Raw genomic sequence first — 20,611 nt, 5'->3', positions numbered from 1 at the left:
TGCAGTAAGTTGAGTTTGAGTACCAACCCACTCGTCCAGGCGAGTATGCGAGGCGCTTCTTGGAAGGGTTTCGCATGATGCTTCAAACCGACGGCTACAGTGGGTAAAACAAGGTTTGGGAAGTTACCCGGTGCGGGTGTTGAGTATGTTTGGGCCGTCGATATGAGGAGGCCATACCTAATAATGATGCCAAAGTGGACTGAATATCCAGACTTGGTCATTAAAACGGGCTTAAGAAAACCACTTATCATTATTGGGCGAGAAAGTTTAAACATCAAGAACTGAAAAGAACGATGCTAAAATACCCATAATAAACGGTTGAAAATTCCCCACAATCAACGTACTCTTCTCCACAGGAGGAGAGACAATCAAATGGTACAAAGTGAGGAATTTTTTATGATCAGAGACTTAAAAAGCAAAGGAATGAATATTACTCAGATTGCACGAGAATTAGACTTAGACCGAAAAACGGTCACTAAATGGCTTAAAAGTGATCAACTCCCGGCCTATCGTAAGAAAGTACAACGTGAAAGTAAGCTGGAGAATCACAAAGCCTACATCATCGAGAGAATGAACGAAGGATGCGTCAATGCCATGGTCTTATTTGATGAAATCAAAGCCATGGGCTACCAGGGCCGGCTAACCATTCTCAGGGATTTTATGAAACCCTATCGTGAGCAAGTAAGAGGTAAAGCCTCCATGCGCTTTGAGACTCCACCAGGCAAGCAAGCTCAAGTTGACTGGGGAGAATTCAAGCTTCTGAAAGACGATGGAACTTTCGTCAAGGTTCATGCCTTCATCATGATCATGGGACACTCCCGGAAACAATATGTTGAGTTTACTGAGAACGAGCGCATTGACACACTTATCGGTTGTCATGAACGAGCCTTTGCCTTCTTTAACGGGGTACCGGAAACCATCCTGTATGACAACATGAAAACCGTCGTCAAACATAGCCATCAAACTGGCACTAATCAGTGGAATAACCAATTTTTAAGCTTTGCCCGGCATCAAGATTTCAGTCCAGTGCGCTGCCGTCCCTATCGTCCCCGCACCAAAGGCAAGGTAGAAAACGGTGTTAAGTATCTGCGCAGGAACTTTTGGCCAAGAATTAAGACAATATCCAGTCTGGCTGATTTAAATGAAGCCGTAAAGTTCTGGTTGGATACGGTCTGCAATGTCCGGCTGCATCAGACAACCCGTGAAATCCCAGCAGAAGCATTCATACGAGAAACGTTAAAACCTGTCAATCCAGAAGCATTCCTGCTTTATGATATACAATACCGCAAAGTCATGAACGATTGTACCATCAGTTACAAAGCGAATTTCTACTCGGTTCCTTACCGTTTCGTGGGAAAGCGGGTTAGAATTCGAGATTTAAACAACGGACATCTGGAGATCTATGATGAAAACGGCATCTGCATTGCATCCCACGTGAAGCTTTCAGGCAAACACCACTTCCAGCGCAATAAAAAACACTTTGAGGGTTTAACAACATGGTCTCAGAAGAAAGTTGCCGCCACAGCACCCATTCTAAGCCACAAACAACCACCCAAAGTGTATCAAAGACCCCTTAAGGTCTATGAATCGCTGATCAACGAGGTGACACAATGATTCAGGAACGTTTAAATCAGGCTTGTGAAATTCTCGGCCTGATCCATATGAACGCTGTGTATGACCACCACGCAGAAGAAGCTTCTAAAGGTAGTATATCTTATCTAGAATTTCTGGACAAGTTGTTATGGGCTGAGATTGAAGCTAAGCGCGACCGGGCTGCCAAGGCTAACATGAAACTGGCGAAACTTCCCTATGTGAAAACACTGGAACAATTCGACTTTGATTTTCAGCCTAGTGCTAACGCTCGAAAGATCAATGAACTGAAAACCCTAGGCTTTGTAGCCCGCGCTGAAAATGTAGTATTCCTCGGGCCGCCAGGTGTAGGCAAAACCCATCTGGCGGTAGGCCTTGCGGTTGAAGCGATTAAAAACGGTTATACGGCTTACTTTCTAAGCGCCCATGAGCTGATTGCAATGATTAAGGAGAACATCATCTCCGGGCGGATTCACCGCAAGATTAAAACTCTATGTAAACCCGGCATCTTGATCATCGATGAAGTTGGGTATGCAGGAATGGATGATGAAACGGCGCATTATTTCTTTCAGATCATCTCTAGCCGTTACGAAAAGGGATCGATTATCCTAACTTCGAATAAATCATACGGAGAATGGGGAGATGTATTTGGTGATAATATCGTCGCAACGGCGATTCTTGACCGCCTATTACACCACTCTACGACCATTAATATTAAGGGAGATAGCTACAGGGTGAAAGAAAAGAAAAAAGCAGGTTTTTATGATCCCAGTAAATTGGAGTTCACTCCGACCGACTAGTAAACAGCTAATTGGGGAATTTTCAACCGTTGTTTTTGAGGAATTTTGAACTGGGGTTGACAAGAACTGCAGATGGTCGAAGATAATCCCTTTTTCGGAAGTAGTTCTGCTCCCCAAACATGAAACTTATGCCAAGGAAACAACGTCTCAAGAGGTGTTTAAAGTGTTCACAAAGTCTCAACATATTTTTAAGAATTTTACCAGTAGTAAAATAGCTAAATATATGAGAGAATAAATATATTGGTATAAAATATTTGGAGGATAAATTATGATATTGAATTTCCCAAAAATCTTTAAAGGTAAGGAATTAGATGTTGAGTTATCTGATAACAACGTTGCATTAGGTGATAGTACTAATGAGCTGACTGAGGAAGAGCAATCCTTGGTTATAAATGATCGAGTTACTATCCACTTTACAAGTGTCTCTCCAGCACAAGGAGCACTCTTAGTCGGCTTTTTTATAGCAAATGGATATAGTCAAAAAGTGAAATTTAAAAAAGTACCTTTGGTTTTATTAGATTCCGATCGCCGAGTATTGGCTCAGCAATCGTTTAGCGGAGAGGTCATCGGTGAAGTGATTGGCGGCTCAACAAAAGCTTGCGTTGTACGGTTTTTGCCAGAAAATATTTATACAAAGGAAATACCTGAAGATTGTCAGATTTGTTTTGATGTAAGATCAAAAATTCCTCAAAACGTTAAAATTCAGTATCAGACATTGCCAGACAAATTATCTGAAAAACAAAAGCAGGAATTAGAGCAGGTATTGGCAAAACTACCCCCTATGAAGAAAGGGGAAGCGAATTTCTCGCCGTTATGTGCCACTGAAACACCTGAAGGTAATCTCTTGGCTACTGTGATCATAAGAAATGCTACAAATATGCCCTTAAGTTTTGAACAGATTCCCCTGGCACTAATAGATGCTAATGGGGTAGTGGCCGCTCAAGGAATATTTGATGTTAAGACTTTGACAATTGAGCCCTATAAAGCTATTTTATGGACCTTTAATTTTGAAACTGTTAAACAGGACAAGATTGATATTTCAAGCTGGCATATTCAAGTTTTGCATGATATGCCCAGCCAATAGAATAACGGTAAAAGAGTCTTCGTTCTGCATTAGTGGAGAAACGGAGGAGATAAAATTTTGGCAAAGCGTAAGTGGTTAAAGATTCTGAGTGTATTGGTTATCTTAACTTTTCTCTCAGGGTGTTCTAATTCGAAATCTACTCCTAAAGTACAGGACGATACGAAGCAGAGTACAGAATCCAATGATGTCAACCCCCAGTCTACTGTCAAGTTAGGACGTGACGAAAATCTAACCAAGCAAATAGAAGCAGAAAAGGGAATAGAAAGTGTCATGGTTCAAGTAGTAGAAGGGCAGCAGCCAGCTGTGAATTCAGATATAGTAATTAACAATGAGCAAGAGCTCTCTCCTGATCAAGTAGCGGAGAAATACAGTAAGGTTATTAAAGAAAAATATCCTAACCATAGTATTGATATAATGGTTATTAAAGAAGGAAAAATTGTAAAGCATGCAACATTTAAGTAAACTATAAAGGGAAGGATCCCCTTCCCTTTATAAATAATAATCTTTTATTAAGGTTTATGGTTTGCAAAATTATCTCTAAATAACAATTGACATCAAAATTATTGGTGCTAAAATTAGCACATAACGAAATGAAAGGAAAGTCTACATATGAAAAAATTATTTGGCGTATCCGTTTTATCAGTTTTGCTACTTTTTGGACAACCATTGATGGTTTTGGCTGATTCAAATTCAAGAACGATTAATTTTGATGATATTGAAAGTATTATTACTGAAAACAATCTTACAGTGCAAATGAATGAGAACAATCGGCTTAAAAGTTATGCCAACTATTCCGGTCTCAAGGGAGATATTAAAGACCTGGAAGATGATATTGAAAACCTTAACGATCAACGGGATGGAACAAGTGACACGACGCAAATCATAACCATTGCCGCCCAAAAAAGAGCTTTACTTGAGGCATTAAAGCAAGCTGAACGGTACCAGGTTGACAAGCCTACGTTAGAGGCAATCGCCGACTTGCAGGCCTCAATGAATAACGATATTCAGGTACTAACAGCCGAAACCGCCTTTATCAATTACAATCAAACGAGTTTAGATTTAGCAAATACTTCTTTAAACGTAGAAACTTTGCAGGACCAATTAATTGCCAAAGAATTGCAAGAAAGCTTAGGTCTGGTAGCTAATAATGATGTTAATGTGTTAAGAACACAGTTAGTAGGCCTAAAAACCGGTTTGGAAAGCACAAAGTATAAGCAAGACTCATTAGAACGTCAATTAAAAAATCTGTTGAATGATCAAGAGAATGATCTGGTTATTGGAAGTATTCCTTCTGATAGTGACAATTTTGTCATTGAAGATCAGGAAGGTGATTTGGCAAAGGCCCTAGAAAACAGTTATGCTATTAAATTGCAGGAAGATCAGATTGTCATCTTGCAGGCTGCCCTTGACCGGGCTAAAAAGGACCATGGAATGTCATCAACAGATTATAAACAGGCTAATTATGACTTGGACAATGCAAACTTAAAGCTTACTCAATTAAAAGATACCTTGACATCCAGCTATTATAATATGGTAGACAGCATTAGCAGCCTGCAGAGTGATCTTAGACATGCCAAGCAAACGCTCGCCGATAAAAAAGTGACGCTCTCTAATGCTCAGCTTGAGAAGAGTCTGGGAATGATTTCTCAGTTGGAATTGAATGCAATCACTGCAGACTATCAAGCTCAAGAAAATACAGTAAAGACAAAGGAAATTAATCTTTTTAATGCAAAGTGTAATTACGATTGGTTCTTAAAAGGAATGTCTCAATCCTAGGAAAAACAACAAAACTTATACACTTATCCATAATCTAGGTCCTAATCTGTGGATTAGTCTTGACTTTCACAAATATTAATGCTAATTTAATTCTGTAAGTCAGTAAGACCCATTTGAACCATTGACTTGCGCAATTGTGACCTCCGGACGCGGAGGTCCTTTAATTTGCCTTTTTCGGAAATAATCCGACGTTATAGGTCTATCAATAAAGAAAAAAATATGGTACACTATTTAATTAGTGCCATTAAAGCGTCTGTACCTCTTGTGACACTCACGCGCCAATTTAGGAGATATTGTTTCGGCGGGTAGTTATGAAGAATAATATTTATTGCAGACATAGTGTTCGCAGTTATAGATAGGGACGCAATTGGAAAACTTAAGAATATAGATTATCAAAAGGAGAATGAAAGTATTGGCGACATTTACAGACTTAGGTTTAAGTGAGTCCATAATTCGATCGATTATTAACATGGGGTTTGAAGAGACAACACCTATTCAAGAGCAGACGATTCCCATTGCTATGGAAGGGCGGGATCTGATAGGACAGGCTCAAACCGGAACAGGAAAAACTGCGGCTTACGGAATTCCTCTGATCGAAAGAATCGTAGGACAATCTGAGCATATTCAAGGTATTGTTCTAGCTCCAACCAGGGAATTGGCAGTTCAAGTAGCTGAGGAATTGAACAAGATTGGTCAATATAAACGGATACATGCCTTACCCATTTACGGAGGCCAAGGCATTGAATGGCAAATCAGGGCTCTTAAGAAAAGACCCCATATCATTGTGGCAACTCCGGGGCGTCTCATGGACCATATGAGAAGGAAAACCATTCGCCTGAATGACATTAAAATTCTTGTTCTGGATGAGGCAGATGAGATGTTAAATATGGGCTTCTTGGATGATATTGAAACCATTCTTAAAGAAGTTCCTGAGGAAAGACAAACATTGCTGTTCTCAGCTACTATGCCAAGACAGATTCAAAACATCGCTCATCGTTTTATGCAAGAACCCCAGTTAATCAGCATTAAAGCCACGGGGGTTACCGTTTCAGATATTGAGCAGCATTATGTAGAAGTTACAGAACGCTTAAAGTTTGATGTCCTGTCAAGAATTTTAGACATACAATCCCCGGAACTGTCTATAGTTTTTGCAAGAACTAAAAAGCGTGTGGACGAGCTCGCTGAGGCTTTAAGCAAGAGAGGTTATTCGGCTGAAGGAATTCATGGTGACTTGACTCAAAATAAGAGGGACAGTGTTTTAAGGCAGTTTAAAGATGGTACTATCGAAGTTCTGGTTGCTACGGATGTGGCGGCAAGAGGCTTGGATATCAGTGGCGTAACCCATGTCTTTAATTTTGATATACCCCAAGACCCGGAAAGCTATGTGCATCGTGTCGGTCGAACAGGACGAGCCGGCAAATCCGGTCTGGCGATTACCTTAGTCACACCACGGGAAATTGGCATGCTTCGTTTAATTGAATCAGTGATTAAGCGACGAATCGTTCGTAAACCTATTCCGACGATCGTAGAAGCAGTACAAGGCCAGCAGCGTTTGACCATGAATGAGGTTCTGAGGGTTATAGCCGAAGAAGACATTGAAAAATATAAGGCATTAGCGGAAGAGCTTCTCGCCGAAAATGATTCAGTGACACTTTTATCAGCAGCCTTGAAAATCATCACGAAAGAACCTGAACATGTAGAAGTACAATTGACTGAAGCCGCACCTGTGCGCAGAAGAGGCATGGGAGGAAGAAGTATGGGAGGCGGCAGAGGTATGGCCAATAGACCTCAGGGCAACTACCACCGGGAAGGCTACAGCCCTAAACCGGATACATGGTCTCGGAGGAAAGCCAACGATTACCGCGGCGCTTCTTCCGGTTTTCAAAGAGGAAGAGATAACAAGCGAAACGGTTAATAATTTGTTAGTTAAGGAAAAGGTTTTTTGGCCTTTTCCTTTTGTTTTTAGAGCTTATGGGTCTGGTTCTAAGTCAAATTCGTCAGCGCTGACGAATTTGACCTTTATTTATTTAAGCAGAACTTTACCAAAGGCGAAGGTAAATTCAAGCCAACGTCGAATTTAATACTCATACGACTGTTGAACTTAGGAAGGAGATCTTAAAACATATGCATGTAAACTTAGTGCCCCGGAGAAAAGCTGCCGGTATATTATTGAACTTAGTGCTTATCGTTATATTATTACTTAGCAATTCCACAGCGGTTCTGGCATCCGATTCAGGTACTCTGGCGGAAATCCGTTCTCTCTTAAAAACTCAATATGTAGAGCCTGTTTCAGATGAAGTCCTAAATGCCCCGACAATTGAGGCGATGCTGGAAAAGCTGGGAGATCCCCACACAATGTACTTCACACCCGAGGAGTATCAGGAGTTTGTAGGAAGCATCAACATGAGCTTTACAGGGATTGGCATACATATTGAGATGGTTCCGGAAGGTGTAGAAGTATTAAGCGTTGTTCCAGGCTCTCCCGCAGAAGAAGTTGGGCTGAATTCCGGAGATGTGATCATTCGAGCGGATGGAGAATCATTAGCGGGGCTGAGCTCTGATGAGGCTGTTAACATACTTCGGGGGCCGGAAGGAAGCACTGTCCGCCTCCGGGTCAATCGCGGCGAGGAGATGCTTGATCTTGAGGTAACCCGGGCTGAAGTATCTGAACCGACGGTGACAGGGGAAGTTTTAGATGGACATATTGGCTACTTGGATCTGAATTCCTTTGGTAAAGATACTCCCGAGGAATTTGAGGCTGCTGTCAATAAGTTGGCGGACGAGAAGGTCGATAGCTGGATTGTTGATTTAAGGAACAATGGAGGAGGTTTTCTGAGCTCAGCCCTTGATCTTGCCGGCTATTTTATCGGTCCGGATATTGCAGTTCGCATTAAAGACCGGTCAGGAGACCTATCTCCCTATGAAGCAATAGATCATGATTTTACCTTCAGCCAGAGAGTTATCTTTTTAATCAATGAAAACAGTGCCAGTGCCTCTGAAATTTTGACGGCGGCTGTCAAGGATTATAAAAAGGCGACCATCGTTGGAACTACCAGTTATGGCAAGGGATCTGTACAGAGTATGTTTCCTTTAGAAAATGGCGGGGTGCTTAAAATGACAGTTGACCATTTTTATTCTCCCTTGGGGAATGAGATTGATAAAGTAGGCATCAGTCCTAATGTCGTTATTCAGCAGGCAGATTCACTCAAAGCTGCAGAATTAATGTTGGCAGATTCGACTCAAGCGCTAAAGATGGCGACAACGGATGATTATTGGGAGGCCTGGGGGGAACTATCCGGTGCAGCTGCAAACAATATCGGCCAATCGTCTTTAGATTATATCCATTACTATCCAAGCTATCATCAAGTTGCTGAATTATCTCAGATCCCGCTGGATAAGAAATTTACGGTGGATTTTTCTCTGGACGTTAACTGGGAAAGTGTAAACAACTCCAGTATTGAGTTGATTGACAGCAACACTGGGGAAAGAACACTTTCAACATTTGAACCTCTTGGACCGACAAGCGTTCAAGTCATTCCCACAGCGCAATTAACTCCGGATACAACCTATTGGTTGGTTATTAATCCTACTATCCAGGGATTAAGCGGTCAGGTATTAGGTGAAGGAGGCCTGGCTATTGCCCATACGATTGGCAGCGGAGAAGAAACTGAGGCCACTTCACAAATACAGTCCATCCAGGTGAAAAATACAAGTGAACAAACTGAATTAATCCAACAAAGTACCCTTAATTCGGACTATGGTGTTGCTATCAAAGATCTTGAGAAATGATGATAGAACAACAGAGTGGGGGATGGGCTATGATTTATGAAGTGTGCGCACTTGTCTTGACTATTATATTTGGAGTTATTGGTATTGAGCTGATGCTTTGGTTTCGCTCCGTTCGTAAGTTAACAGACGAGGCTAAGAAAACAGTACAAGATATTAATGCCCACTTACCATATATGTTGGCGGATGTCCAAGCGGTTACTACCCTGGTGAAAAATACCAGTGAGCAAGTGGGAGGGACGGTTAATGAAGTAGCTGTGAGTCTTGAGAACTTTAGGAAGAACCCCTTGAGCTTTATAACGGTATTGATTCGTAATATCAAACAAATAATCGAGCTGTGGCATAATATTCGTGGGGGAAAAACAAAGGATACAGAATCCTGAAATAGGCAAGCAACTCACTCATTGCGAGTTTGGGTTGCTTGTTATAATTTAAAGAATTTACATATTAGTATTGATTTCTCTGGACATTCAATGTATAAATAAGGAGTGACTGAACGGTCGGTTCTGGAGATGGACTATACGGGCAAAAGTGGAGGAGATAGGTGTTGGCAATGAAAATTGGTAAAAAGGGAACAATCCAAATCTTACTCGCAGTGTTGATGGCGATCGGACTGCTGACCGGGTGCAGCGGGAAGAAGCCTGCTGAGACTGTTGCAGAAAAGTATATTCCTGTAGAAGTAGAAACAGTTGGGAACAAGACCCTTATCAATACAGCGATAGTAAGCGGAAAAATTTCGTCAGAGACAGAGGTGGCTGTCATCCCAAAGGTTCCGGGCAAAGTTGAGTCCGTGAATGTAAAAGTAGGGGATATAGTACATAAGGGAGAGGTACTTTTTACTCTCGACAAAACAGATCTTAATACAGCCTACCAGTTAGCTGAAGCAAGTTATCAGAACAGCAAGGAACAATGGGAAGCTGCCAAAACTTCTTTGGAAAGAACGAAGGCTATTGCCGCTGAAAAGATTGCAGATGCACAGAAAACGTATAACAATACCAAGGCTTTATATGATGCCGGTGCTGCCTCAAAGACTCAATTGGATCAGGCAGAATTAGGACTGAAAGAACTGAAATCCACTTATGAGGGTCAGATTGATCAATTAAGCATTCAGGCTTCAGACAGCAGCCTTAATCTCGTTGAAGTTCAATTGACCCAGGCTCGCGATGCTTTAGATAATGCCACGGTAACTGCTCCTGTGGACGGTATGGTTTCCCAGGTTAATGTACAAGTCGGCAACATGGCCACCAGCACGCAAGCAGGGGTTAGCCTCACGGACATAAGCAGTGTTTATACTACTGTCAGCGTTGCTGAAAACCTGGTCAATCGTTTGCAGCAAGCTGATGTCGTAAAAGTTTCGGTTCCGTCAGTGAGTGAGAACAGTTTTGAGGGAAAAATCGAGAATATCAGTCCATCAGCGGATAGCCAGTCCCATCTTTATCCGGTTAAAGTTGTCTTGGAAAATGCTGATGGTTTGATAAAACCGGGCATGTTTACCAAAGTTGAACTTACTACGGATAAAAAGGCGGATGTAATGGCGGTTAAAAGTGAGGCCGTAGTTCTCAAGAACGACAAAACCATCGTTTATGTTGTCCAGGACGATAAAGCGGTAGCGAAAGAGGTTGCTACAGGCCTGGATACGGGGGTGGATATTGAAATTCTCAAAGGTTTGGCCAAGGGTGACAAAGTGATCGTTAAAGGACAAACTTTAGTCGATGAGGGTCACAAGGTGAAGATTGTGGGAGGGGAAGAATCTTGAAGCTAACAGAAGTTTCAGTAAAACGACCTGTCACAATCATCATGGGCATGCTGATCATCATTCTTTTAGGTGCGATTTCACTGACGCGTTTGCCTATTGATCTTCTGCCAAACATCGAAATTCCAGTGTCCATTGTGGTAACACAGTATTCCGGGGTCGGACCCCAGGAAATCGAAAAACTTATTACCGATCCTGTGGAGGGAGCGGTTTCCACCGTTGAAAACATAGATACGGTTACGTCAAACACCACTGAAGGAAACTCTATCGTCATCGCTCAGTTTAAAAATGGGACGGATATGAACTTTGCAACTCTGCAAATGAGAGAAAAAGTGGATCAAATTAAGAGCGGTTTGCCTTCCGATGCCGGAGCGCCCATGGTCATGAAGCTGGATTTAGATGCCATGCCTGTAGTTATTCTGACTTTAAGCGGTCATGATGCGGACCTGGCCAAACTGCAGTCCATTGCAGAGGATAAGCTAAAACCTCAGCTTGAACGGGTCTCGGGAGCCGCTTCTGTTTCAGTTGTTGGGGGTTATGAGGATGAGATTGCCATCAAAACTCATTTGGAAAAAATGAACGGGTATGGTCTCACCATCAGCTCTTTGGCGCAAATTATTGGGGCGGAAAATCTTAATTCTCCTGGCGGAGAAGTCCAAAAGGGAACTCAGGAGCTTACAATCCGTACGACGGGTGAATTTAAGTCCATTGATGAAATAAAAGATATTCTGATTCCTCTGCCCAGCGGAGGTCAGATTCGTTTAAAAGATATTGCCGATGTGGGGATTGAACATAAAGACATTAACGCCATCACCAAAGCTAATGGCGAAAAGAGTGTCAGTATTTCAGTTCAAAAACAATCCGGTACTAATACGGTAAAAGTGGCCGATGAGGTCAATGCTACGGTTCAAGCCTTTGCCAAAGAATACCCGGATTTGAAGGTGAATGTGGTCATGGACCAATCCATTGACATTAAGCAATCCGTGAAGACCGTTGAGAACGAAGCCATCATGGGTGGTATTCTAGCCATTATTGTGGTTTTCATGTTCTTTCATAATTTCCGGACCACCTTCATTACCGCCACGGCTATTCCCATTGCCATGATGGCTACCTTTGCAGTTCTTTATTTTGCTGGGATTACCATCAATATGATGACACTGGGAGGACTAACCCTGGCAATGGGCCGCTTAGTCGATGATAATATTGTGGCCTTGGAAAACATTCATCGACACCGCATGGAAGGTCACTCGAAGTTCGAAGCGGCCGTAAAAGGGGTATCCGAAGTCGGAATGGCTGTTTTCGCCTCTACCTTGACCACGGTTGCAGTTTTTCTTCCTATTGTCTTTGTTGAGGGAACAGTGTCAACGATTTTCCGGGAATTGGCTATGACCTTTGCCATATCCTTGCTGGCATCTCTTCTCGTTTCTCTGACTTTAGTTCCCACCCTTTCGGCTAAACTAATGAAAGCCGGGGGAATTCCAGAGGGACGTACGGGACTTAAAGGGCTTATCGACGGCATTGCCCGCGGCTTTGACAAAACCTTTGGCAGAATCGAAGCAGTCTATAAAAGGTTCTTAAATTACGCCTTGCATCACCGTAAGACAGTGATGGTGATTGCGACCTTGGTATTTGTCCTCTCGGCAGCCTCTGCTATGAGTCTGGGAGCAGAATTCATGCCGGAATCAGATATAGGTCAATTGACAGTCAATGTAACCTTGCCCGATGGTGCCAAGCTTCAGGATACAGAGGATACAATGAACCAGATTGAGAAAAAGCTCGAAGGAATCTCTGAAATTGAAACCGTCTTTACGCGAATTGGTACCAATGGAGGATTCTCACTAGGCGGGGATACAGCCAATACCGGCTCTGTCAGTATTCAGCTTGTGGATTTGGATGCCCGTACCCGCAGTGTTGGAGAAGTGGGGGATCAGATTCGCTCACTTACTAAAGACATTCCCGGTGCTGAGATTCAAGTCAGTGTGACAGATAATATGCAAATGGGCGGGTCAACAACTCCCATCGACATTGCCGTCAAGGGAGAGGAACTTGATCAATTGAAGAAGATCGGTATAGATATCCAAGGGTTGATTGCCTCTGTTGATGGGACACGTGAAGTAAAGACGAGCATGACAGACGGCATACCTGAAGTCGTAGTCAAAGTAAATCGTCCTAATGCCGCCCAGTTTGGTTTATCGGCAGCTCAGATTTCTCAGGCAGTTAAGGGAACCATTGCCGGGACGACGGCAACTCAATACCGGTATGACGGCAAAGAAATCGATGTAGTTCTCACAGGTGATGAAACCTTTAAAACAAGCTTGGAAAATTTAGGGCAAACTCCAATTCCTACCCTTTCAGGAGCTACAGTTCCTCTCAGTCAAGTTGCTGATGTTGAGATTGGACGGGGACCTGTAAAAATTGAGCGGACAGGACAGACCCGTGTGGTTCATATCACCAGTCAGATCATTAACCGGGATTTAAGAAGTGTAACGGCGGATATTGAAGCCAAGCTGAAAGACTATCATATGCCTGATGGGTATACCTATGAGGTATTAGGTGAGAATAAGGAACTGATGGAATCCTTTGCGGATCTGGGCATGGCCTTGATATTGGCTGTTCTTCTCGTTTACATGATTCTAGCGGCCCAATTCGAATCCTTATTACATCCCTTTACCATTATTCTATCCTTGCCGATGGGTTTTTCAGGCGGGATGCTGGGACTATTCATAACCAGAACAACCCTAAGCGTACCTTCCTTTATCGGCTTGATTTTGTTAGTAGGGATTGCGGTTAGTAATGCCATTGTCTTAGTGGATTACATTATCAAACGTCGAGAGCGGGGAGAGGAACGAGAAGAGGCCATCAAAAATGCCGGGCCTATTCGTTTAAGGCCGATTTTGATGACCACACTTGCCACAATCCTCGGTTTGATTCCGATGGCTTTAGGTATTGGAGAGGGTTCGGAAACTATGCAGCCCATGGGAATTGTAGTTATTTTCGGGCTAGCTCTCTCAACCTTATCCACATTATTGCTGGTACCTGTTATTTACACAATCTTTGAGGATATTCGGGATTCAAGAAAACGTAAAAAAGCAAAGAAAATGCAAAAGACTGCACCTCAAATAACCCATTCAGTTTAAAGGAGTGATACCCACGGCGTCGCGAGGAGGAAAACAAATAGAAATTATGAATGCTGCAATTCGCGTTTTTTCCAAACACGGCTTCGACGGCGCGAAGATGGAGTATATTGCCAAAGAGGCTGGAATTGGGAAAGGAACAGTCTACGAATATTTTAAAAGCAAATACAGCTTGTTTGAAGAAATACTCAAATACAGTGTGGATCAATATCGACTAGGGCTTAAACAGAGTATCGATAATGGACAAACAACTGAGGAAAAGATTTTGAATTGCTCTCGCTTTAATACACAGTTTCTGAATAATCATATGGATTTTGTGCATATAGCCATGCAAGTGAAAATTCTTTCTGAAGACATACGTCATCATCATATAGCAGCTCAGTCGGTAATCATCGAATATTACAAAGAGATGATCAAAGGAGCTAAGGACAAAGGAGAGGTCAGATCGGACCTTGATGAAGAATTAGCCGCCTGCTGTATTATTGGGACTTTGGATCAGTTTTGCAAGCAAAGGATCTTTTTAGACCCTAGGCCATTAGATGACATAGATCATCAAGCTATCGTAGATGTAGTGATTCGAGGACTTCGCTAATAGGCAATAAACAAAGAGTTCCGCTGATAATCAGCGGAACTCTTTATAATGGAGATGAGTCTTGGGACATTAATTGTGGAATAGGTGATCCGGAAGGAGGGTTGCTTTCTATTGTATGGTTTATGAGAGAGCCATAGAAAGCATGACTGCTGCAATTTTTTGCTAGATTGCTGGACAAAACTTTTGCAGTTGAGGGCATTAAGTAAGGAGATTCATTTTTTAAGCCTAGCATTAAACGATAACGTTTATTAAGAATTCCATATTGAGTTTCAGCCAACAGCAGTTCAAGTACGGCGATGTCAACATATTCCGGGTCAGCATGATCTAAGTGATTCCAAGCATAGCCAATTTTTTTCCTGGTTTCTTCAATTTCAGCAAGCAGGTGCTCTTCTTCGCTGAGGGGAGGTTCTTCAGGGAGAGAAAAGGATAACAAAAGGTTTTTAATGCAAGTCATCATAGTTTGTCTCACCTCATTTACCATACTTGACAAAACAAAGGATGAGACTAATCGATCTTTGCTTAGTCTTTATAGTATATGTCTGCTTTAGTAGCATATGACAAATAGAACCAATACATTCTGCCAGAATTATGCAGGAAAACCGGATGTTATAAAACTCACCTCTATTGGGAAAGACTAGAAATAGTCTAATATCAAGAGGTGATTTTTATTTTATTACCACACCGGCGATGTCAAAAACCTTTGGCGATGTTCCTATGTGGGATAATCTGTGTAGTTATGTGGCAGGCCAGTATTTATCCGGTCCTAGGATTAGGAAACGAAACAAATGATAGTGCATATAGAAGCGGTGCATCGAGAATTATCGTTCGGCAAGGAGAAAACCTTTGGCTTTTAGCCAAAAAGTATCAAACAACCGTAGACGAATTAGTCAAACTAAATCAAGTAAAACACCCTGACCGAATTGAAGAAGGACAATATTTATGGGTTCCGAACCTTAAAACTAAGGATAACTCTGATGGTTACGTAACACTGGATGTGAAGGTCAAAAAGTCAGAGAATCTAAGAGTGGCTGAGAAGGAAGAGGTGCCTTGGTGGGTAACTATTTTACGATGCGTTCCTGCATTTGCCACAATTTCCAAACAAACTTTTAATACAGAAGATTTAGGAAGCCTTGCTCCGAAGGATACAGGATCTAAGGTTCAAACTTATGAAATATATGTAAATCCTCAAGAGGCTGGAAATACCAAAGCAGTCTCAGCACTTTCGTCAGATACCCAAACCCTTTCACGAGGGTTAGGACGTTTAGCTTCGAATGAAGAAATCGAGTTGTTAAGCCGTGTTATTTATGGTGAAGCTCGAGGGGAAGATTTCACGGGACAAGTTGCTGTCGGAGCAGTTGTACTTAATCGTCTAAAGGATCCTCGTTTTCCAAAAACGATTAAAGGCATCATCTACCAATCAGGAGCATTTACAGCTGTTGACGATCGGCAAATTCATCTCAACCCGGATGATCAGGCCTGTAAAGCGGCGGAAGCGGCCCTTTCAGGCTTAGACCCGACAAACGGAGCATTATTTTACTATAATCCAAAAACTGCTACAGATAAATGGATTAAGAGTCGTACCGTAGTCAAACGCATCGGAAACCATACCTTTAGTATTTAACATAACTCTTGTTTTACTACACAGTTGCCATAGGAAGAAAAATGGTTACCGTCAAACATTGGCGGTAACCATTTTCTACTTAGTATGATGTCTTGGTTCGGCATTTCCTTGGTGTAGCGTGAAAAAAGCGATCTCAGGAGGAACATTGAAGCGGATTGGAATCATGCTTTCTCCAATACCGGTATTTATGTATAGTGGAACTCCATTAATAACATGGTAGCCTTCATAGAAGCCTAGGTCTCCAAGATAAGTATTAGTGATTAAGGGCTTTAGTCCGGGCAGGCGGATTTGTCCACCGTGGGTATGCCCCGCCAGAAATAGGTCAGCTCCGTTTTTTGCAACACCATCAAGGCAATCCGTTGAATGTGAAAGGACAAGTCGAAAAGAGGGGTTCTCGGGAAGTGACTGAGCAGCTAACACCTTTTCATAGGCCAAATCAACATCATCGTGAGCTGTTGCCGGGTCGTCAACGCCAATAATCCAAAGGTTGAGATTGGGAAGAAATTCAGCTTTATTAATCAGTAGAGTCCATCCTAAATCTTTAAGCTGTTGGACATAGCGTTTAAAGAGAGTGTGGGAAAGGTGGCTGTAATCGTTATTTCCCATAACTATAAAGTTACCTTGAGGAGCCGTGAGTCCAGCCAAATAAGAGTTTAATTTGTCCAAATCAGTTCTGGTAGAAATAATATCGCCGGTGAGTACAATAAGGTCCGGTTTTTCAGCCATGACACTTTTCTTGATATGTTCAGGGGTGATTCTCAGACTTTCCAGATGCAAATCACTTAACTGACAGATTGTCGTATCTTCTAAGGCAAGGGGAAGATTTGGGTAAAACAAATCCCATAGTTGACATTTTAAATTGAGAGTATCGTATTCTGCCCAGCCAAAGACTCCTGCGCCGGCTAAAGGCATTGAGGAAAGCAGCCAATGATTGGCTATAAAACCGCCGATGCCGCGAAAAAAGCTGCGGCGGGACATCGGTTTCCTTAGAGGGGGTGTCGTTTTCTTAGGCATCGTGTCCTCCTTTCAGAACCCTTCCACGCGTACTATCATATCATGATATAGAGGCACATTGAAGTTAATAAGGAGGGGGCAAAGTGAGGTTCGTCGGGGACAAACCAAATAATCCTTATGAGCCGCCGAATGGTCAATTCGGCTCGGGATATTCTCCGGGCGCGATTCGAAATACACTTGGCTCAGGGCTAAAGGCCAGTGGATTTTTCCAGAAAGATGGACAAATCCAAAATATGAGAGGAGGTTTTATTGGAGCAAAGCAACCTCCCTATGCTGGAAACCAGTGGCAGGGACCGCCGGTTCAAGGCGGACCTAACTATATGCCAGGGCAAACGCGGCAGCTTATTTTACAAGCAGCCCAAGAGGGGATTAATGGTAACGGAGTGGCAACAATTTCGCCGGATAATAGTTTTCTGCTCATTGCTAATCTTCCGCCTCCGCAGGCCTTTTTAGGGTATGGACAACAAGGGGTATATGCTGCTTATTTAGTGGATGAGAAAGGAAAAACAGGATTTTTAGCAGGGTCTTTGCGCCAGGTAGGAAACGGTGTTTATCGAACTCAGTTTCAGAGTCCTGTTCCCCTTCACCATTACGCACGCGCTATAGTATCTGTGGAAAATCCGGCACAGCTTGGGCAAGTACCTAATGGTCCCATCATCTTAAAAGTAAAAGATCCTATGGGAGTAATGACTTTTTTACGTCCGATGAAGAACACCGCAAATACAGTTTGGGGGAAAATTACCGGGTTATTTGGAGGCGGAAAGAAAGCACCGATAAACCCGGAAATGCCGGCAATGCCGCCGGTGCAGCCCGAAGCAGCACCCATCAGTCCGGAATTGCTGCAATCACTGAATCATATGGGCGTTAATGCTGATATGCCGGCACCGCCCCTGCCTCCGTCTGTTCCGCCAACGGGCAATTAAGTATCTCAATTAAGACTAGGGGATGTAACAAAAAGCTTGTTACATCCCCTAGTCAATTTGGCGAATCTCTTTTCGCTATCACATTACAACATTATCAAAATCAATATTATGATAGCAATCAATGCCAACGTGCTTATGGTTACGACAATGCCGAGGGTCATAGAAGTAATACGGGCCAAGATAAGATCTGATAGAAAGGCGACAAAGAAGAATAAAATGATGGATAAAATTCCAGCACCAACCGTGGGGTATTCAAGAAGTGGTATAAGTCTATTAAATTTATAAATTTCTGTTTCTATAGCTGCGGATTCTGCTATTGGTGTTGGACATGTGTCTGAAGGGGGGAGGGATCCTCTGCGGCGAAAGGGCATGTTACATTCCCCCCTTAGCATTGTTCATAGCAGCTTTACCATTCCATCCATTGTTTCCGTTTGGGATTCCGACTCCGGACCGTTCCATAAAAAACTGTGCAATAATAAGGCTTACAGCAATTATCAGGTTGCCGGGAGCACCTGGTACTTCGAATAATGGAACGTTAAATGAGGTATCTGGGCTGCCATCAAAAAGGGCAAATGGTGCTGAGATAATCAACGAAAAGCTTAAGTTATCAGGGAAAAGTGGTTCATCTAATCCTGTAGGGCCAAATCCTTGACCGGGAACAGGTTGAGTAGGTGGAGGAAGAGGAAGATCCCCATTAAGGGCAGCACGAACGAGTTGATTAAGCTGCTGTATAGTGAGAGTTACAGGATATTGATCTGGAGCAGGGTTGGAAAGATTGGGAGGATGAGCCAAGGAGCGTTTAAAAAGAAATGATATGAGTATATCAACGCCGGCAACAATCAGAGCTGCATACTGTATTCTTGTTTTAGCCAATGGAAATATCATAGAACTGACAGGACAGAATAACACGTTGCGGCGTATCGGGCTTGTAACTAAGATAGAAAAGGAAAAAGGAGTCGCCGGTATCGTGGGGATGATACAATTTTTTTGATTAATAACGGCGTTCCTCCTTTCTGCTCAGCTATCGAAACCAGGTGCAAATCGTCACCCATCCCCCTAACACGATGACAATCAGGAAGGCAATTAAGGTTAAGGGATGCGTGATATCATTGATAATCTGCGCTCCCTGATAACCGTCAGGTTTCATCATATAGTACCTTTATGGTTTGAGATTAGGGGGGAGTTTGATTCCGCTTAACATTTCAGGTGAGATTTGCATTTTTTCCATGGGGTTTCCACCACTGATTTTGTCAAGAATTTGTTGAGCCATTCCTTTTAACTCCTCAGGAATGGGAAGGTCGCTTGCAGAGGGCATTCCATGCATTGCCGTTGTTAGAGTTAGGTTTACCATAGCCATCATTTTTTCATAGCTTTGCTGATGAACAAAGTACTCTTTAATCAAAGGATGTTTATTCATAAGACGAACTTTTAAATCAAGAAGGGCTAGACTCTCTTTTTCCGGAACGACTTTGCTGATCATTTGAGCAGTGACAAGACCGCGCTCTTTTTCTTGGTATCGAGTAAAGGCTTCTTTACTTAGAGGGTCGGCCATAATAGCAGCTTCGGCAGCTTTCAGTGCTTGAACTTCGGGAGTTTGAGAAAGAGCCTCCCCTAATTCGCGAGCCTTGTTAATGTAATTCATAAGGCTACCTCCTTTTTTCCTTATTCTAAATTATGCGGTAAAGTGCGTACTGGTGTATGGTGGGGTGATAAGATCCTAGAGAATGGATGTTGGATGGAGAAGGAAAGTAGTGAAACATGTAGAATAATTAGTAGTGGAAGGGGGAGTTTTTAATGCGTACATATCGGTTAGAGATACGCTTAATTCAAGTTGCAGTTGGTCTAGCCGTTATTATCTTGATTGCCGGTTTTGCCGGTTTCTGGGGACAGGGTGAAAAAGTACCTGAGGTTTCCACAAATCCAGGTGTTACAGCAGATGATTCGACACTAAGCAATACAAAAATTGTTGCTTTAGGAGACTCTTTCACTTTGGGCTATCCTCTGGATCCTGAGTATTCCTGGACAACTCGTCTGGCCGAGGTTCTGCAAGTAACAGTTGTCAATAAAGGAAAATCATACCAAACGGCAAAAGACTTGCTCAATCGTTTTGATACTGACGTTGTAAATGAAAAGCCTGGGAGGGTTATCATATTTTCAGGTATTGGAGATGCTCTTCAAGGTGTACCCCTTTCAGAGGTGCAGACGAATATTAAAGCCATGGTAGAAAAGGCTAAATCAAATCACATTATTCCCATACTTGCTCTTCCCATTGAGTACCCAGGGGTTCGTGAAGCAATAAATGAGACCCGTGAATGGGAATTGGCTTATGCCAAGGAGGAAGGTATTCTAACCTTAGATTTTTCCACGGCATTGTTCGATTCGGAGGGTAAATATCTGGACGGATTAACCATTGATGATAAGTATCCCAATGCTAAAGGATACAAAGCGATGGGGGATTATGCTGCTCAGGTGTTGAAGTAGAGTCTTCATGCCGCTATGCGACACCATCAGATGATGAAAAAGAGTGCTCCCGGGGTC

At 42.6% G+C, this 20,611-nt stretch carries 20 protein-coding genes and 1 pseudogene; 15 read left to right on the top strand and 6 right to left on the bottom strand.

The genetic code is table 11. The features are described 5' to 3' along the window. Positions 1-8: 8 nt before the first annotated feature. From DESOR_RS29150 to DESOR_RS25500, 12 genes and pseudogenes are all read left to right on the top strand, one after another. Positions 9-140: pseudogene (locus tag DESOR_RS29150) on the top strand (IS66 family transposase); the annotation flags it as partial. A 232-nt stretch (positions 141-372) separates the two neighbouring features. After that, on the top strand, positions 373-1,614 hold the full coding sequence (gene istA / locus DESOR_RS25550; protein WP_014184040.1) for an IS21 family transposase: 1,242 nt from the start codon (positions 373-375) through the stop codon (positions 1,612-1,614). Beyond that, entirely contained in the window at positions 1,611-2,390 is a 780-nt protein-coding gene (gene istB, locus DESOR_RS25545; protein ID WP_014184041.1) for an IS21-like element helper ATPase IstB, read from the top strand. The genes istA and istB overlap by 4 nt, the downstream gene beginning before the upstream one ends. 268 nt (positions 2,391-2,658) lie before the next feature. Continuing rightward, positions 2,659-3,474 (top strand): SLAP domain-containing protein, encoded by an 816-nt coding sequence (locus DESOR_RS25540; RefSeq protein ID WP_014187490.1) that lies wholly within the window; start codon positions 2,659-2,661, stop codon positions 3,472-3,474. A gap of 57 nt (positions 3,475-3,531) precedes the next feature. Then, the gene (locus tag DESOR_RS25535; RefSeq protein ID WP_014187489.1) at positions 3,532-3,936 is read left to right on the top strand and encodes a hypothetical protein; all 405 of its coding nucleotides are present in this window, start codon (positions 3,532-3,534) and stop codon (positions 3,934-3,936) included. A 147-nt stretch (positions 3,937-4,083) separates the two neighbouring features. Continuing rightward, positions 4,084-5,250, top strand: a complete 1,167-nt coding sequence (locus DESOR_RS25530; protein WP_014187488.1) for a TolC family protein — start codon at positions 4,084-4,086, stop codon at positions 5,248-5,250. Between the two features lie 412 nt (positions 5,251-5,662). Continuing rightward, positions 5,663-7,165, top strand: a complete 1,503-nt coding sequence (gene cshA / locus DESOR_RS25525; RefSeq protein ID WP_014187487.1) for a degradosome RNA helicase CshA — start codon at positions 5,663-5,665, stop codon at positions 7,163-7,165. A 209-nt stretch (positions 7,166-7,374) separates the two neighbouring features. Beyond that, the gene (locus DESOR_RS25520) at positions 7,375-9,039 is read left to right on the top strand and encodes a S41 family peptidase (RefSeq protein WP_014187486.1); all 1,665 of its coding nucleotides are present in this window, start codon (positions 7,375-7,377) and stop codon (positions 9,037-9,039) included. After that, positions 9,036-9,419 carry a hypothetical protein gene (locus DESOR_RS25515; protein WP_242832408.1) on the top strand — a complete coding sequence of 128 codons (384 nt, stop codon included), beginning with the start codon at positions 9,036-9,038 and terminating at the stop codon, positions 9,417-9,419. The genes DESOR_RS25520 and DESOR_RS25515 overlap by 4 nt, the downstream gene beginning before the upstream one ends. 170 nt (positions 9,420-9,589) lie before the next feature. Continuing rightward, positions 9,590-10,792, top strand: coding sequence for an efflux RND transporter periplasmic adaptor subunit (locus tag DESOR_RS25510; protein WP_042332782.1), 1,203 nt, complete (start codon positions 9,590-9,592; stop codon positions 10,790-10,792). After that, positions 10,789-13,926 (top strand): efflux RND transporter permease subunit, encoded by a 3,138-nt coding sequence (locus DESOR_RS25505; protein WP_014187484.1) that lies wholly within the window; start codon positions 10,789-10,791, stop codon positions 13,924-13,926. Before DESOR_RS25510 ends, DESOR_RS25505 begins: the two co-directional genes overlap by 4 nt. 46 nt (positions 13,927-13,972) lie before the next feature. Then, positions 13,973-14,515: a TetR/AcrR family transcriptional regulator gene (locus DESOR_RS25500; RefSeq protein WP_242832407.1), complete on the top strand. Its 543-nt coding sequence runs from the start codon at positions 13,973-13,975 to the stop codon at positions 14,513-14,515. Positions 14,516-14,558: 43 nt separating this feature from the next. On the opposite strand, the gene DESOR_RS25495 is transcribed toward DESOR_RS25500, so the two are convergent. Then, positions 14,559-14,972, bottom strand: coding sequence for a hypothetical protein (locus DESOR_RS25495; protein ID WP_014187482.1), 414 nt, complete (start codon positions 14,970-14,972; stop codon positions 14,559-14,561). Positions 14,973-15,251: 279 nt separating this feature from the next. Between DESOR_RS25495 and DESOR_RS25490 the strand changes: the two genes are divergently transcribed. Then, positions 15,252-16,136: a cell wall hydrolase gene (locus DESOR_RS25490; protein WP_014187481.1), complete on the top strand. Its 885-nt coding sequence runs from the start codon at positions 15,252-15,254 to the stop codon at positions 16,134-16,136. A 75-nt stretch (positions 16,137-16,211) separates the two neighbouring features. Here DESOR_RS25490 and DESOR_RS25485 read toward each other — a convergent pair whose 3' ends face one another. Then, positions 16,212-17,150: a metallophosphoesterase gene (locus tag DESOR_RS25485; protein ID WP_014187480.1), complete on the bottom strand. Its 939-nt coding sequence runs from the start codon at positions 17,148-17,150 to the stop codon at positions 16,212-16,214. Between the two features lie 83 nt (positions 17,151-17,233). Between DESOR_RS25485 and DESOR_RS25480 the strand changes: the two genes are divergently transcribed. Next, the gene (locus DESOR_RS25480; RefSeq protein WP_014187479.1) at positions 17,234-18,073 is read left to right on the top strand and encodes a hypothetical protein; all 840 of its coding nucleotides are present in this window, start codon (positions 17,234-17,236) and stop codon (positions 18,071-18,073) included. Positions 18,074-18,156: 83 nt separating this feature from the next. Here DESOR_RS25480 and DESOR_RS25475 read toward each other — a convergent pair whose 3' ends face one another. The 4 genes from DESOR_RS25475 to DESOR_RS25465 all read right to left on the bottom strand — a co-directional run bounded on the left by DESOR_RS25475 (position 18,157) and on the right by DESOR_RS25465 (position 19,715). Next, positions 18,157-18,444 (bottom strand): hypothetical protein, encoded by a 288-nt coding sequence (locus DESOR_RS25475; protein WP_014187478.1) that lies wholly within the window; start codon positions 18,442-18,444, stop codon positions 18,157-18,159. Position 18,445: 1 nt separating this feature from the next. Next, positions 18,446-18,946 carry a hypothetical protein gene (locus DESOR_RS25470; protein WP_345788316.1) on the bottom strand — a complete coding sequence of 167 codons (501 nt, stop codon included), beginning with the start codon at positions 18,944-18,946 and terminating at the stop codon, positions 18,446-18,448. A 148-nt stretch (positions 18,947-19,094) separates the two neighbouring features. Next, positions 19,095-19,223: a hypothetical protein gene (locus tag DESOR_RS30770; RefSeq protein ID WP_282434391.1), complete on the bottom strand. Its 129-nt coding sequence runs from the start codon at positions 19,221-19,223 to the stop codon at positions 19,095-19,097. Between the two features lie 9 nt (positions 19,224-19,232). Next, positions 19,233-19,715, bottom strand: a complete 483-nt coding sequence (locus tag DESOR_RS25465) for a YlbF/YmcA family competence regulator (protein ID WP_014187476.1) — start codon at positions 19,713-19,715, stop codon at positions 19,233-19,235. 152 nt (positions 19,716-19,867) lie between these two features. Here DESOR_RS25465 and DESOR_RS25460 point away from each other — a divergent pair, with 152 nt between their 5' ends. Then, positions 19,868-20,554, top strand: a complete 687-nt coding sequence (locus tag DESOR_RS25460) for a GDSL-type esterase/lipase family protein (RefSeq protein ID WP_014187475.1) — start codon at positions 19,868-19,870, stop codon at positions 20,552-20,554. Positions 20,555-20,611: the final 57 nt, after the last annotated feature.

The sequence above is a fragment of the Desulfosporosinus orientis DSM 765 genome (assembly GCF_000235605.1).
Taxonomy (GTDB): domain Bacteria; phylum Bacillota; class Desulfitobacteriia; order Desulfitobacteriales; family Desulfitobacteriaceae; genus Desulfosporosinus; species Desulfosporosinus orientis.
This window is presented reverse-complemented; position numbering and strand designations above follow the sequence as displayed.

What these genes read in the sequence shown, in the direction of transcription:
- DESOR_RS30770 (WP_282434391.1), bottom strand. Translation starts at nt 19,223, where the DNA reads ATGATGAAACCTGACGGTTATCAGGGAGCGCAGATTATCAATGATATC.
- DESOR_RS25495 (WP_014187482.1), bottom strand. Translation starts at nt 14,972, where the DNA reads ATGATGACTTGCATTAAAAACCTTTTGTTATCCTTTTCTCTCCCTGAA.
- DESOR_RS25515 (WP_242832408.1), top strand. Translation starts at nt 9,036, where the DNA reads ATGATGATAGAACAACAGAGTGGGGGATGGGCTATGATTTATGAAGTG.
- istB (WP_014184041.1), top strand. Translation starts at nt 1,611, where the DNA reads ATGATTCAGGAACGTTTAAATCAGGCTTGTGAAATTCTCGGCCTGATC.
- DESOR_RS25530 (WP_014187488.1), top strand. Translation starts at nt 4,084, where the DNA reads ATGAAAAAATTATTTGGCGTATCCGTTTTATCAGTTTTGCTACTTTTT.
- DESOR_RS25500 (WP_242832407.1), top strand. Translation starts at nt 13,973, where the DNA reads ATGAATGCTGCAATTCGCGTTTTTTCCAAACACGGCTTCGACGGCGCG.
- DESOR_RS25540 (WP_014187490.1), top strand. Translation starts at nt 2,659, where the DNA reads ATGATATTGAATTTCCCAAAAATCTTTAAAGGTAAGGAATTAGATGTT.
- DESOR_RS25490 (WP_014187481.1), top strand. Translation starts at nt 15,252, where the DNA reads ATGTGGCAGGCCAGTATTTATCCGGTCCTAGGATTAGGAAACGAAACA.
- DESOR_RS25460 (WP_014187475.1), top strand. Translation starts at nt 19,868, where the DNA reads ATGCGTACATATCGGTTAGAGATACGCTTAATTCAAGTTGCAGTTGGT.
- istA (WP_014184040.1), top strand. Translation starts at nt 373, where the DNA reads ATGGTACAAAGTGAGGAATTTTTTATGATCAGAGACTTAAAAAGCAAA.
- DESOR_RS25510 (WP_042332782.1), top strand. Translation starts at nt 9,590, where the DNA reads ATGAAAATTGGTAAAAAGGGAACAATCCAAATCTTACTCGCAGTGTTG.
- DESOR_RS25485 (WP_014187480.1), bottom strand. Translation starts at nt 17,150, where the DNA reads ATGCCTAAGAAAACGACACCCCCTCTAAGGAAACCGATGTCCCGCCGC.
- DESOR_RS25465 (WP_014187476.1), bottom strand. Translation starts at nt 19,715, where the DNA reads ATGAATTACATTAACAAGGCTCGCGAATTAGGGGAGGCTCTTTCTCAA.
- DESOR_RS25520 (WP_014187486.1), top strand. Translation starts at nt 7,375, where the DNA reads ATGCATGTAAACTTAGTGCCCCGGAGAAAAGCTGCCGGTATATTATTG.
- DESOR_RS25475 (WP_014187478.1), bottom strand. Translation starts at nt 18,444, where the DNA reads ATGCCCTTTCGCCGCAGAGGATCCCTCCCCCCTTCAGACACATGTCCA.